We start from the raw sequence: 13022 nt of genomic DNA on the forward strand, positions 1-13022 counted from the left end.
TGAAATTTGAAAGACAAAAATAGGGAAAAGTTAAAAGTTTGAAGTATTTAAAATGTCTTAAGTGATAAATACTTTCAACTTTAGGTACTTAAAACTTTAAGTACTTTTTTTAATCAACTTCTTCGTCAAAAAATGAAAACGAATAAAGAGCAATAAAGCCGCTGCACTTAAACCAGCCAGTAAGCCCATCCAAATACCCAAGCTACCATAAGCGTCTTCTTTGCCTAAAACATAACTAATCGGGAAACCAATTACCCAATACGAAATAAAAGTAATTATGGTCGGAATCTTAACATCTTGCAAACCACGAAGTGCACCAAGCGCAATAACTTGCAAACTATCACTAATCTGAAACACTGCCGAAGCCAACAACAAAGTCGCTGCAATTTTTACCACTTCTGCTGTGTCCATGGCATTAGCAGGATCGTCTAAATCCACATACAAATCTGGCAACGCTTTATGAAATATTACAAATAATAAAGCAAAGATGACAGCAAAAATGAATCCAACAAAAAAGATAGATTCTGCAATACGTTTTAGGTTTTTATAATCGTTTAAGCCTTTTTGGTTACCAACACGCACCATAGCCGCAACACTCAATCCCATGGCTACCATAAAGGTCATGGATGATAAGTTGAGTGCAATCTGATTGGCAGCTTGTGCATTTTTACCTAAAAGACCGCTTAGCCAAATCGCTGCTGTAAAAATAGCCACCTCAAAAAACATTTGCATAGCACTCGGCAAACCTAAGTTAGTAAGCTTTTTTAGAGGTTGTTTACTCAACTTAAAAAAATTAATATTGGTCACGTAAGCTTTAGATCTTTCGCGTTTTGCCAACAACCACCACAAGAAAAACAACATGGCAAATCGAGATACTAAGGTACCAACTGCAGCACCAACAATACCCATTTGCGGAAATCCAAATTTTCCAAAAATAAGCACGTAGTTAATGGCTACATTGAGAATATTAGCCACCAAAGTAGCGTACATTGGATATTTGGTTAAAGACATACCATCGCTAAACTGCTTAAATGCCTGAAACACGATTAGTGGCACCAAAGAAAAAGCTACCAAATCTAAATACGGAATGGCAAGCTCTACTACTTCTTCTGGTTGATCCATCATATACATTAAAGGCTTTGCCAGTAACTCTAGTAAAAACAGAAAAATACCCAAAACGGTACACAAGAAAAACCCATGCTTAAAAGCCGATTTCCCTTTAACAAAGTTTTGTTCTGTATCTGCCTCTGCCACCAAAGGTGTAATGGCTGTAGAAAAACCAATACCCAAAGACATGGCAATAAAAATAAAGCTATTACCCAAAGACACAGCAGCCAACTCTGCCGAGCCTAATTGCCCAACCATAACGTTATCTACAAAACTCACAAAGGTATGTCCTAACATACCTAACATCACTGGTGATGCCAGTTTTAGATTGTATCTAAATTCTCTTGTATAATTGCTTAAAACCATGCCGCGAAGGTAGTGGTTTTGGGTTTAGGTTTGAGGGTTAATTTTTTGCTAGGATTGAAATTAAAAATAAAACACTCGTTACAAACGAGCACTAGCTAGGGAAATTCAGCCGTTATTGCGTTTACACGTTTTTGTTGTACCCAGTATTTTTATCTGTTCTTTAATCGAATAGTTCATTTCATCTTCCAGTTTTGGTCTTAACAATTTATAAATAAAATCTGGAATTAAAGGACTTAAAAGTCTATTATGGTAAATTCTGTTTTGAATGCTTCTCAATTGATATTTATCTATATTCTCATCAATTTTTATTTCTTTAATTAGAGATTCAATTAAATTTCTTAGATGGTTGAGATTATCTATTGATTCTGTGTTTGAATTAATCTCCTTATAAGCATACATAAAAACTGGGATGGATGGAAGAACTACTTCAATTAAAAAGTCTTTTAGGCTTAATTCTCTTGAAAGTGATATTGTTAATAAAACTAGGAAAGTTATTACGCTTAAACCAATTATTAAAAACTTATATCTTTTGCGAACTGAAAAATCATATGTTATATTAGTTCTTTGACAAAGTAAACTCGCAACATTGGTTTTAATTTTTTTTATTTCCAATGAATACCAATTAGTTACTAAATCAACGTCTTTTTTATTTCTTTTCTTCTTATTTGAATATCTCCTCACAATTTCTCTATCAATTAAAACAAGATTTAGAGAATCGTTATCAATTATACCAAGAACTTCTGTATCAAACAATTCTTTAATGGATGCCGCAATTTTTTTCAATCTATCGATGGTACTCTCCAACACTTTTTCAGATGTGGCAGCAATAATGGTATATAATACAAAAATATAGTTTGATTGGTCTATAAGACTTGGACTATACTTAACAGTTAGAGAGACAACAATAGGAAGAGCTACTGTAAGCAAAAGTAATAGACCTTGATAATTTTTTGCTCTTGAATAAATTGTTTTTTGAGCAAGCAATTCGTCAATATGATTATCTCTATTTTGTCTTTCTAATATTTTGGCACCTAGTTTACCCATAGCTTGGAAAATCATTACCGAAGATTTCTCTCCATTTGTTTATTGACTTCTGGTGGTTCTTTTCGTTTGTTTCTGCGTGAACTGCTTCCTTGGCTTTTTCAAAAGCCCAATCAGCTTTCTGTGATATGGCAGTTTTTTCTGAGAAGGTAAATTCGTTTAAGTCTCCTTGAAAACCTTTTGGATCATTAACAGAATAAAATATTGCAGAAGATAGGTATTCAAAAAAGTCTCTTATATCAAGATCAATCCACTGACTCAATTCCGTTCTAGAATTAGCAAAATTTATACATATGTTTTCAAACAAGTATGAACCAATCGTATAAGTAGAATTTCTTTTATTCCAATATTTTAATATTCTTATTAATTGTAAAATCCTACCTTCTTTAGATTGGTTAGCGTCCGTTACTCTTTTTTGGTCTACTCTAGGGTCAGTTGGTTTCCAGTTTCCACTACCATCAGGTATTAAGTATAGATCTGTATCGGTATAAAAGCATGGAACAATGTCAAATACCCATTCGTAGCTATTTAAATTTAGAGTTGCTGCTTCTCCACGAGAATGTGTTTCGGCTGAGCTATATTGAGGTATTGATGATAAAGAATTTTTTAGTTTGTTAACAACCCTTCTTGAATTAAGTATATTTGAGTCAGATAGGTTTTTGAGTCTTTGTCCAGCGTTTGGTGTATTAATTTGGTAATAATTTGTGCTATGTTTAGTGTAAGTAGCTCCGTCTGCAGTCAAAGCAAACATCAGGTCAACATCATCTAACTCTCTAATTTTAGTTCTTCTTTCAAACGACCCAAAATTTACGTGCATTGATTCATACTTAAATGGAAAATTCAAATCATCTTTACAATCAAGTCCGTTTAATTGAGTATATAACCAATTCCTACTGGAACGTGCTTTATCGGTTCTATCTTTTAATAGATTGACTGTATCTCTATTGAATTCGTTAAAAGCTGAATTTACTGATGTTGCCATTTAGTTTATTATTGATTTTGTAAATCCTGAGACTAATTAAATAAGTATCATTTTGATTTACAATACGTTACGTCAACCATCAGTCAATAAAGATGCCAACTGTAATTCACTGTCAAAATGTCAAAAAAATGTTAAAATTGTCAGTCGGAATGTTGCGTACAACGTTTAGGATATGAACTCGTTTCAATGATTTATATTCACCGATAAGCGAAGTTCGTATTTATAAACCAACAAGTAAATACGTAACGTTACGTATTTTTAGAGTAAACCCACTCGCTTTTTAGCTTCCTCAAACTCAGTTACCATGTCGTTTACAATACCTGCAACAGGCTTAATGTTGTGGATAAGGCCAGCGATTTGCCCAATTTCTAATTCGCCATCGTCTAAATCACCTTCAAACATACCACGTTTGGCTCTGGCACGTCCTAAAAGTTCTTTAAGCTGCTCTGGTGTTGGTGCAGTTTTATACAACTCTTGTAGGTCGTTAAAAAACTTGTTTTTTACCAATCTTACAGGTGCCAGTTCTTTTAAGGTCAGTTGTGTATCACCTTCTTTAGCATCCACCACAACTTGTTTAAACGCTTGGTGTGCCGAAGACTCTTCACTCGCCACAAAACGGCTACCAACTTGTACTCCGTCTGCTCCCAAAACCATACAGGCTAACATGGCTTTTCCGGTGGCAATACCACCTGCTGCAATCAATGGAATTTCTAAGTGTTCTTTTACCATTGGGATTAAAGTGAGCGTGGTAGTTTCGTCTCTACCATTATGTCCACCTGCTTCAAAACCTTCAGCAACCACAGCATCGACACCTGCTGCTTGAGCTTTTAATGCAAACTTTACAGAACTGACAACATGTACCACAGTAATGCCTCGCTCTTGCAACCAACTGGTCCAAGTTTTTGGGTTTCCGGCAGAGGTGAATACAATCTTTACTCCTTCCTCTACTATGATATCCATAATCTCTTCAATGTTTGGATATAGCATCGGCACGTTCACTCCAAAAGGTTTATCGGTTGCAGCTTTGCATTTTTGTATATGCTCGCGCAACACATCTGGATACATAGAGCCTGCACCTATTAAGCCTAAAATGCCTGCGTTACTTGCCGCTGAAGCAAGTTTCCAGCCGCTATTCCAGATCATGCCTGCTTGTACAATTGGGTGTTCTATATTGAATAATTCTGTGATTCTGTTTGCCATTATTGATGATTTATTTTTAAGATGCTTCGACTACGCTCAGCATGACATAATAGTTTTTGATAAAATTCGTCAATTCGAGTGAATTTCACGAATAGAAATGAATGAAATTTGTATCGAAAATAAGAATTCAATTACTATTAGTTCTCGATACATTTTTAATCTCAAACAATCGATTAAAAACACTGGAGCTGACAAAGTGTTACAATATTTACTAGAGATTAACTACGTTAAATCTTCGATTTCCAGCTTTACTTCGACATGCTCAGAACAGGTCGCAGGAATGGTATTAAGAAATTACTCCAGAGCCTAACAACTCATCGTTATTGTACCAAGCCACAAATTGACCTTCGGTAATGGCAGATTGCTTGTTTTCGAATTCCACGTATAATCCTGAAGCTACTTTATGAAGTATTGCCTTTTCTAAAGGTTGCCTGTAACGAATTCTTGCCATTACATCCATAGTTTCTCCTTCGTTTAAGGCTAAATCCTCACGAATCCAATGCAACTCATCGTTAGAAACAAAAAGAACATTACGAAGTAAACCTGGATGATTTTTTCCTTGACCAGTGTAGATTACATTTTCTTCAACGTCAGTTTCTATAACAAATAAAGGCTCTTTGGTACCACCAACTGCTAAGCCTTTTCGTTGCCCTTTGGTAAAATAATGTGCTCCTTGATGCTTGCCAACTACTTTTCCATCAGATAAGGCGTACTCTGGCTTTTTGGCTAAAAATGCCAATTCACCTTCTTTTGTGGTAAATTCTGGTTGCTCTTGGTTATAAACTTCAAGGGAGTCTTCTACTTCAACAATAACACCTTCTTTAGGCTTTAATTGTTGCTGTAAAAAATCTGGCAATCTTACTTTACCAATAAAGCATAAGCCTTGTGAGTCCTTTTTCTCAGCTGTAATAAGATCTTGAGCTTTGGCAATCTCTCTAACCTCTGGCTTAGTTAATTCACCTATAGGAAACAATGCCTTTGCCAATTGATCTTGCGATAACTGACATAAAAAGTAAGACTGGTCTTTGTTGTTATCTTTTCCGGCTAAAAGCTGATGTATTTCTTTACCTCCTTTTTCTATTGTTGATTTGCGACAATAATGACCTGTTGCCACGTAATCTGCTCCTAAATCTAAGGCTATATCCATGAAAACATCAAATTTAATTTCGCGATTACACAACACATCAGGATTTGGAGTTCGTCCTTTTTCGTATTCGTTAAACATATAATCTACAATACGCTCTTTGTACTGTGCACTTAGATCTACTGTTTGAAACGGAATACCTAATTTGTCTGCCACTAGCATGGCATCATTACTATCTTCTAGCCAAGGACATTCATCTGAAATGGTTACAGAATCATCGTGCCAGTTTTTCATAAACAAGCCAATAACTTCGTAGCCTTGCTCTTTTAAAAGATAGGCTGCAACGCTAGAATCTACACCTCCTGAAAGTCCTACTATTACTCTTTTCATATCAACTTCCTGCAAAGGCAGGAACCTCTTTAATTAACTTATTTCTATATACGTCATTCTAAAAATCGGAATTGTATTCAGAAGCTTTTAAACCTTAAAACTCTCGATTCTGAATTCTAAAAAAATGAAATTTCGCTAAAAACGACGTAATGAATAAAATTTATAAATCTAAATTTAATCTCTTCAGTATTGTCTGAAAAACTTCGGCAAAATTACAAATAAAAAAGGCAATCTTTTGAAGATTGCCATTTGTAAAAACTATGTTGTTTATAGCTTTAAGCTATTTATACTTTTTTATAACCTTGTTGTTGGTGTGGTCTATTTCTTTTTTGAGTTTTCCTGACTCATAGTAATACCAAATTCCTGATTTTTTATCATTGGTATATTCACCTTCAGACGTTTTTTTTCCATCAGGATCATAGTTAATCGTTTTACCGTTTAATTCGCCATTTTTATACGCAGACTCTCGAAGTAGTATTTTATTTTCTGCATACCACTTAGAAATCCCTTCTAGCTTTCCATCCTTATAATTTGTTTCTTCAGCTACCAAACCATCTTTATAAAATACAGTTCTTGAGCCTTGAAGCTTACCTTCATCATTATAATTTTCTACAATCATTTTTGCTGAGGAATCTTTGTGATAAAAAACCCATTGACCAATGTAACGCTTACCATTCATTTTGCCTTCGCTAATGATTTTACCTTTTGAGGTTAAGAATTTTACATCAGAAAGGCTATCATTAAGATTAAAGACTTTAGTGGCACTGAGTACACTTTTTCCCTTAGAAAGGGTGTAATATTTAAAAGTATCGACCTCTTTACCATGCACAAACTGTCCTTCGTAACGCTTTTGATCGGTCTTATAATAGTTCTTAGTCCATATACCGTGACGTTTGCCGTTTTTATCAAATTGATTTACTGACTTTTGGGCATGCGCAAGTGTTAAAATAATTGTAAAAATGAATGTGAAATAAACTTTTTGTTTAATCATTACTTAAATTTGTTAAACAAACTATTGAAGTTTGTCGATGATGAACAATTTTTAAAAACTCAAAAAAATGAAAATTATTTCAAAAACTTTCAAATTACTTACAGTATTTCTAATGGTATTAGGTATTACTGCTTGCAGCGACGACGATGACAACAATGGACCTGGTGTACAGGCTACAACAGTTGTAGATGTAGCTTTGGCTAATAACTTAACTTCTTTAGCTGCAGCTTTAGAAGCAACCGACTTGGTAGCAACCTTACAAGGAAGCGGACCATTTACTGTTTTTGCACCAGACAATGATGCCTTTGATGCATTGTTAACAGCAACAGGATTAGACTTAAACAATTTATCTTCAACAGAAGAAGCCTTAGTGAGAAACATTCTGTTAAACCATGTTATTGTTGGCCAAAACCTGTCTTCTACAGATTTGGTTAATGCAGGATCTGGTTACACCAATGTAGCCGCAACAGGACCTAATGGCGAAAATTTAAGCTTGTATTTCAACACAGCTAATGGTGTTGAAATCAATGGACAGTCTACCGTTACCAGTGCAAATTTAACAGCAACAAATGGAACGGTACATATTGTAGATACAGTTATTGACCTACCAACTATTGCGACATTTGCTACATCAAATCCTTCGTTATCTATTTTAGTAGATGCATTGGTTTATGCAGACACTGGTATGCCAACTGTACCTTATATCAATACGGTTTCTGATAGTGCAGCAGGACCTTTTACAGTATTTGCTCCTTCTAACGATGCCTTTGTAGATTTATTAGCAGAATTAAATATTAGCGCTTTAACAGACCTAGATACAGCTACTGTTGATGCTGTATTGACTTACCACATTGTTACAGATAATGTACAGTCTAGTGGACTGCCAAATGGCACAGTAACCACAATAGGTGGCGACATAACTGCCGATAACACCAACTTTACACTAACCGACCCTAATGGACGCGTTAGTAACATCGTTACAACTTTAGTAGATATACAGGGAATTAATGGTGTTGTGCATGTTATTGATAAAGTTATTTTATCACCACAACCTTAAAATAAAAATCGAGGTAGATGACCTCTTTTTTATATTGATTGATTGATTTAGTTAGTAGCAAAAAACCCAGACAATTGTCTGGGTTTTTTAATTTATAAGCTAATTTGAAATTTTATTCAAACAAGATCTAAGCAATTTATTTCTTACGCTTTTGTCTTTGCTGAGCTTGTTTTTGTTGCTCTGCCTGCTCCATCATTTCAGCCATTTTTCTCTGAAACTTACTTTGTTTTTTTGGCTTACTTTTACTGACTTCAATCTTAGCTAAAACTTTATCCTCATCGATAATGTAGTTTTTAATAACTAACATAATACCAATACTAATTAAGTTAGAAATAAAGTAATACAAACTTAAACCTGAGGCATAGTTATTAAAGAAGATTAACATCAACAAAGGTGAAAAGTAAATCATATACTTCATCATTTTACTCATATCTGGCATACCTTCTTGTGGTGGACCTTGCATAGCAGTCTGTTGCCCTGTAGTCATCTTCATGTAGAAGAAAATAGCAATAGCAGCCAATATTGGGAATAATGCTACGTGATCTCCATAAAATGGTATGTTGAATGGTAAATCTGCTATAGAATCATAAGAACTTAAATCATCTGCCCAAAGGAAACTTTTTTGTCTTAAATCGAATGCTGTTGGGAAAAACATAAACAAGGCATAGAACACAGGAATTTGCATTAAACCTGGCAAACATCCACTTAAAGGGCTTGCTCCTGCCTTACTCTGCAATGCCATTGTTTCTTGTTGCGCTTTTAACTTATTGTCTTTGTATTTTTCTCTTATTGCTTCTAACTCTGGCTTTAAAATTTTCATTTTAGCCTGAGATAAGAACTGCTTGTATTGCACAAAAGACAACATTAACTTTACTAAAACTGTCATTACAATAATAGCAATACCATAAGGTAACATACTACTTAACCATCCGAACAACGGAATGAATAATGCTTTGTTTATCCAACCAAAAATTCCCCAACCAAAAGGTATACTTTCTTGTAAGTTTTTGTCATAGGCCTTTAAAACCTTAGCATCTGTTGGTCCGTAATAAAGCCCTAAATTCTTATTTACTTCACCTCCGTTATACGCTAAAGGTATTTTTGAGGTGTAAAGCTTTGTGTATAGAGAATCTACTTCTTCGTCTTCTACTAAATTTTCTGAAGCTAATTCTGCTTTTGAAAATGGCTTATCGTTAGCCACTAAAATAGAACTAAAAAAGTGCTGTCTGTAAGATAACCACTCTACATCTTCAACCGTTTCTAAATCATCACCCATTTGTGATAATTTCTCTACACGATCTTCATCGTGCATGTAGGTTAATCTTGTATAACGGTTTTCATAACTGATACTCTTAGCATGTCTAATTCCTTTTTGTTTCCAATCTAAAGTAATTGGTTGAGAAGTATTAAACACTCCGCTTAAACCTTGAGACTTGATTGAAAAATCAATCATGTAATCATCTGGCTTTAATTCATAACGGTATTCTAAAAACTCAGTTTCAGAAAACTTAAGTTTCATAGATACAACAGTATTCTCACCACTTTTGGTTACACTTGGTTGAAACGGATGATCTTTGGTATTGTGCGTACGACTATCTGTAGTACTAAATGTGATATTAAAATCGCTATTATCGTCTTTAACAAGGTAAACAGGTACTGAATCGTAGTCTACAAACTTTTTAAGTTTTACCTCTGCTAAATGACCACCTTTTCTTTTAAATTTTAAGCTAAAAACATCAGTCTCTACAGTTGTATACTCTGATCCTGCTAATGTTGAAGCATAAGATATTGCTCCTAATTTGTTTTGAAGTGCAGCACGCTGTGTAGAATCTAACACTTGTGTACTGCTATAGTCTTTTGAAGTTGTTACAACAGCTTCGTTTTGCTTGCTGTTCTTTTTCTCTGCCTCAACTTGCTCTTGCTCAGCTTTCTTTTGTGCTTCAATCTCTTCTGGTGTTGGTGCATTTTGATACATCATAAACACCAAGATTCCGAAAATAAGAATGAATCCTATTATTGATTTAACATCGAGTTTCTTTTCTTCCATAATTTAGTTCGTACGCTACGATTGAATGATTAATGCTTTGGCTATCCCAAAAAGCAATCCAAATTTCGTTTTACGCCAAAGTGGCATATTATTTTATGCGATAGTTGTTATTATTTTTAATTTGTCGCATATAATCTTTGAGGTTTAAAACTAATCTCTGCCCTTTAAAGCTAAAGATTATTTTAAACCAGTCGGTTTCTTCTTCTTGTATTTTAATGCTGCTTTTACAAATGCCACAAATAAAGGATGTGGATTAGCAACTGTACTCTTATACTCTGGGTGGTATTGTACACCTACAAACCAATTGTGCTCAGGTATTTCTACAATTTCTACAAGTCCGGTTTCTGGATTTAATCCTGTAGCTTTCATACCTGCTGCTTCAATTTGCTGCTTGTAGTCATCATTAAATTCAAAACGATGTCTATGACGTTCTTCTATGCTTGTACTACCGTAAACCTTATAAGCTGTACTTTCTTCTGCTATTTTACAATCCCAAGCACCTAAACGCATTGTACCACCTTTGTTAACTACATCCTTTTGAGATTCCATAAGGTTGATAACAGGATGTGGTGTGTTTTCATCCATTTCTAAAGAATTAGCATCTTTTAGGTTAAGAACATTTCTGGCGTATTCTATTACTGCCATTTGCATTCCTAAACAGATGCCTAAAAATGGTATGTTATTTTCTCTTACAAATCTAACTGCGTCAATCTTACCTTCAATACCACGCTCGCCAAATCCTGGTGCTACTAAAACTCCATCTAAATGACCTAGCTTGAAATTGATATTATCTTCATTCAAAAATTCTGAATGAATTGGCTCTACATTAACTTTTACTTCATTCTCTGCTCCTGCATGAATAAAGGCTTCTAATATAGACTTATATGAATCTTGAAGCTCTACATATTTTCCAATTAAACCAATAGTAACTTCACTTTTTGGATTTTTATGACGCTTTAAAAACTCATTCCAACGCTCTAGATTTGGCACATCACTTTTTAAGTCTAGTTTCTGTAACACTACCTTATCTAAACCTTCATCGAGCATTAAATTTGGTACATCGTAAATGGTTGATGCATCAATAGACTGGATAACAGCTTCTTTTTTAACATTACAAAAGCGTGCTAATTTTTCTTTTAAGCCTTCTTGTAATTCATGTTCTGTTCTACATACCAAAATATCGGCATGTACTCCACTCTCCATTAAGGTCTTAACACTATGCTGAGTTGGTTTTGTTTTTAATTCGCCAGCTGCAGATAAATAAGGTATTAATGTAAGATGAATCACTAATGCATTATGATCTCCTAACTCCCATTGTAACTGACGCACAGCTTCAATGTATGGTAAAGACTCTATATCTCCTACTGTTCCGCCTATTTCTGTAATTACTATATCATAGTCTCCAGAATTACCAAGAATCTGTATTCTATGTTTAATTTCGTCTGTAATATGAGGAATTACCTGCACCGTTTTTCCTAAGAATTCACCACGTCGTTCTTTATCTATAACACTTTGGTATATTCTACCTGTGGTAACGTTGTTGGCTTGCGATGTTGGTACATTAAGAAAACGCTCATAATGCCCTAAATCTAAATCGGTTTCTGCTCCGTCATCTGTGACATAGCATTCGCCGTGTTCATAAGGATTTAATGTGCCTGGATCTATATTAATATATGGATCTAATTTTTGAATGGTTGTTCTGTAACCTTGGGCTTGTAATAACTTAGCTAGAGATGCTGCTATAATTCCTTTTCCTAAAGAGGAAGAAACACCACCTGTTACAAAAATATACTTAGGATTTGTAGTCATGATACGCTTTTAAACGCAGGCAAATTTACAATAAAAATTCGCTTAAGTGCAATTATAAAGTTGCAATATTGAAATAAGTTTTTGAGCTTCATTACACACTTTAAAATGGCATAAATCTGTTAATACTTACATTTTCACGATTATATTTTTAAAACTTAAGTAATTATGAGACATTTGGGTAGTATTGTTAAAGTATGTAAGCACTTAACAGCCTCTAATTAACACCTGTAAAAATGCAACCGCACAAATTAATACTCAGTATTTTATTTGGATTTCTTTTAGTTGCTTCGGCTCAAGCTCTTATAGAAATCGTATTAACAGCATACATGCATTATGGTCTTAAAAATGATTTTAGAGAAATTCATTTTAAATACTATTTTCTTATGGTTGCTATTATTCTTGCTGTGCTTTTAGCGTTTTTAATCATTTCGGTTTTTGTGAAGAAAAAGAACCTAAACGATTTAAAATTACCAAACCATTCTAAACTTTGGTTTGTTGTTTTTGTTTTTGTTTTAGCTTTTGTTCCTGTGGTAAAACATGTATCTGATCAAAATTTTATGAACATGTACAATGATTACCAATTAACCAGGTACCTGAGCAATAGAAATGTAAATGAAATTTTTGAAAATGTAGATTTAAGTATCATGGTTTCTAAATGGACGCTAATTGTGACTTTGTTTTTGCTCTCTGCATATTATTACAAAAGAGTAAAAACATAATTATTTCTTATACTCTCGTTTTATAGTATAAATCAATTCTTCTAGTCCATTGATTTTAATATCGTGCATCTGAATCATCATTCTGCCTAATTTCCCTTCTGGAAATCCTTTTTGCTTAAACCATGTATAATAATATTCTGGTATATCAACTAGGTAAGCGTCTTTGTATTTGCCAAATGGCATCTTATAATGTGCTAACTCTATTAATGCTTCTTTACTCCCTTCCAAC

At 34.1% G+C, this 13022-nt stretch carries 11 protein-coding genes; 2 read left to right on the forward strand and 9 right to left on the reverse strand.

The annotated features are described in order from the left end of the window. Positions 1 to 96: 96 nt before the first annotated feature. The 6 genes from P7122_RS00585 to P7122_RS00610 all read right to left on the reverse strand — a co-directional run bounded on the left by P7122_RS00585 (position 97) and on the right by P7122_RS00610 (position 7161). Positions 97 to 1473 (reverse strand): MATE family efflux transporter, encoded by a 1377-nt coding sequence (locus P7122_RS00585; RefSeq protein WP_278003843.1) that lies wholly within the window; start codon positions 1471 to 1473, stop codon positions 97 to 99. A gap of 105 nt (positions 1474 to 1578) precedes the next feature. Next, complete coding sequence (locus P7122_RS00590; protein ID WP_278003844.1) at positions 1579 to 2517, reverse strand: S-4TM family putative pore-forming effector; 939 nt, start codon at positions 2515 to 2517, stop codon at positions 1579 to 1581. Then, a complete protein-coding gene (locus P7122_RS00595) occupies positions 2510 to 3496 on the reverse strand; it encodes an SMODS domain-containing nucleotidyltransferase (protein WP_278003845.1) in 987 nt (328 codons plus the stop codon). Before P7122_RS00595 ends, P7122_RS00590 begins: the two co-directional genes overlap by 8 nt. Before the next feature lie 258 nt (positions 3497 to 3754). After that, on the reverse strand, positions 3755 to 4696 hold the full coding sequence (locus P7122_RS00600; protein WP_278003846.1) for an NAD(P)H-dependent flavin oxidoreductase: 942 nt from the start codon (positions 4694 to 4696) through the stop codon (positions 3755 to 3757). Positions 4697 to 4982: 286 nt separating this feature from the next. Continuing rightward, positions 4983 to 6170, reverse strand: a complete 1188-nt coding sequence (gene mnmA / locus P7122_RS00605) for a tRNA 2-thiouridine(34) synthase MnmA (protein WP_437130080.1) — start codon at positions 6168 to 6170, stop codon at positions 4983 to 4985. 280 nt (positions 6171 to 6450) lie between these two features. Then, positions 6451 to 7161 carry a toxin-antitoxin system YwqK family antitoxin gene (locus P7122_RS00610; RefSeq protein ID WP_278003848.1) on the reverse strand — a complete coding sequence of 237 codons (711 nt, stop codon included), beginning with the start codon at positions 7159 to 7161 and terminating at the stop codon, positions 6451 to 6453. A gap of 67 nt (positions 7162 to 7228) precedes the next feature. Between P7122_RS00610 and P7122_RS00615 the strand changes: the two genes are divergently transcribed. Further along, complete coding sequence (locus P7122_RS00615; protein ID WP_278003849.1) at positions 7229 to 8218, forward strand: fasciclin domain-containing protein; 990 nt, start codon at positions 7229 to 7231, stop codon at positions 8216 to 8218. 136 nt (positions 8219 to 8354) lie between these two features. On the opposite strand, the gene yidC is transcribed toward P7122_RS00615, so the two are convergent. Both yidC and pyrG read right to left on the reverse strand, forming a co-directional pair. Next, a complete protein-coding gene (gene yidC / locus P7122_RS00620; protein ID WP_278003850.1) occupies positions 8355 to 10265 on the reverse strand; it encodes a membrane protein insertase YidC in 1911 nt (636 codons plus the stop codon). 177 nt (positions 10266 to 10442) lie between these two features. Beyond that, a complete protein-coding gene (gene pyrG / locus P7122_RS00625) occupies positions 10443 to 12074 on the reverse strand; it encodes a CTP synthase (RefSeq protein WP_278003851.1) in 1632 nt (543 codons plus the stop codon). 233 nt (positions 12075 to 12307) lie between these two features. Between pyrG and P7122_RS00630 the strand changes: the two genes are divergently transcribed. Next, positions 12308 to 12793 (forward strand): hypothetical protein, encoded by a 486-nt coding sequence (locus tag P7122_RS00630; protein ID WP_278003852.1) that lies wholly within the window; start codon positions 12308 to 12310, stop codon positions 12791 to 12793. Here P7122_RS00630 and P7122_RS00635 read toward each other — a convergent pair whose 3' ends face one another. Next, positions 12794 to 13021 (reverse strand): DUF3820 family protein, encoded by a 228-nt coding sequence (locus P7122_RS00635; protein ID WP_278003853.1) that lies wholly within the window; start codon positions 13019 to 13021, stop codon positions 12794 to 12796. It abuts the gene before it with no gap. Position 13022 lies beyond the last annotated feature (1 nt).

This window comes from Winogradskyella marincola, assembly GCF_029624125.1.
In the GTDB taxonomy this organism is placed as follows: domain Bacteria; phylum Bacteroidota; class Bacteroidia; order Flavobacteriales; family Flavobacteriaceae; genus Winogradskyella; species Winogradskyella marincola.

Coding starts and splice junctions, on each gene's coding strand:
- yidC (WP_278003850.1), bottom strand. CDS start 10,265: ATGGAAGAAAAGAAACTCGATGTTAAATCAATAATAGGATTCATTCTT.
- P7122_RS00615 (WP_278003849.1), top strand. CDS start 7,229: ATGAAAATTATTTCAAAAACTTTCAAATTACTTACAGTATTTCTAATG.
- P7122_RS00585 (WP_278003843.1), bottom strand. CDS start 1,473: ATGGTTTTAAGCAATTATACAAGAGAATTTAGATACAATCTAAAACTG.
- P7122_RS00630 (WP_278003852.1), top strand. CDS start 12,308: ATGCAACCGCACAAATTAATACTCAGTATTTTATTTGGATTTCTTTTA.
- pyrG (WP_278003851.1), bottom strand. CDS start 12,074: ATGACTACAAATCCTAAGTATATTTTTGTAACAGGTGGTGTTTCTTCC.
- mnmA (WP_437130080.1), bottom strand. CDS start 6,170: ATGAAAAGAGTAATAGTAGGACTTTCAGGAGGTGTAGATTCTAGCGTT.
- P7122_RS00590 (WP_278003844.1), bottom strand. CDS start 2,517: ATGGGTAAACTAGGTGCCAAAATATTAGAAAGACAAAATAGAGATAAT.
- P7122_RS00610 (WP_278003848.1), bottom strand. CDS start 7,161: ATGATTAAACAAAAAGTTTATTTCACATTCATTTTTACAATTATTTTA.
- P7122_RS00600 (WP_278003846.1), bottom strand. CDS start 4,696: ATGGCAAACAGAATCACAGAATTATTCAATATAGAACACCCAATTGTA.
- P7122_RS00595 (WP_278003845.1), bottom strand. CDS start 3,496: ATGGCAACATCAGTAAATTCAGCTTTTAACGAATTCAATAGAGATACA.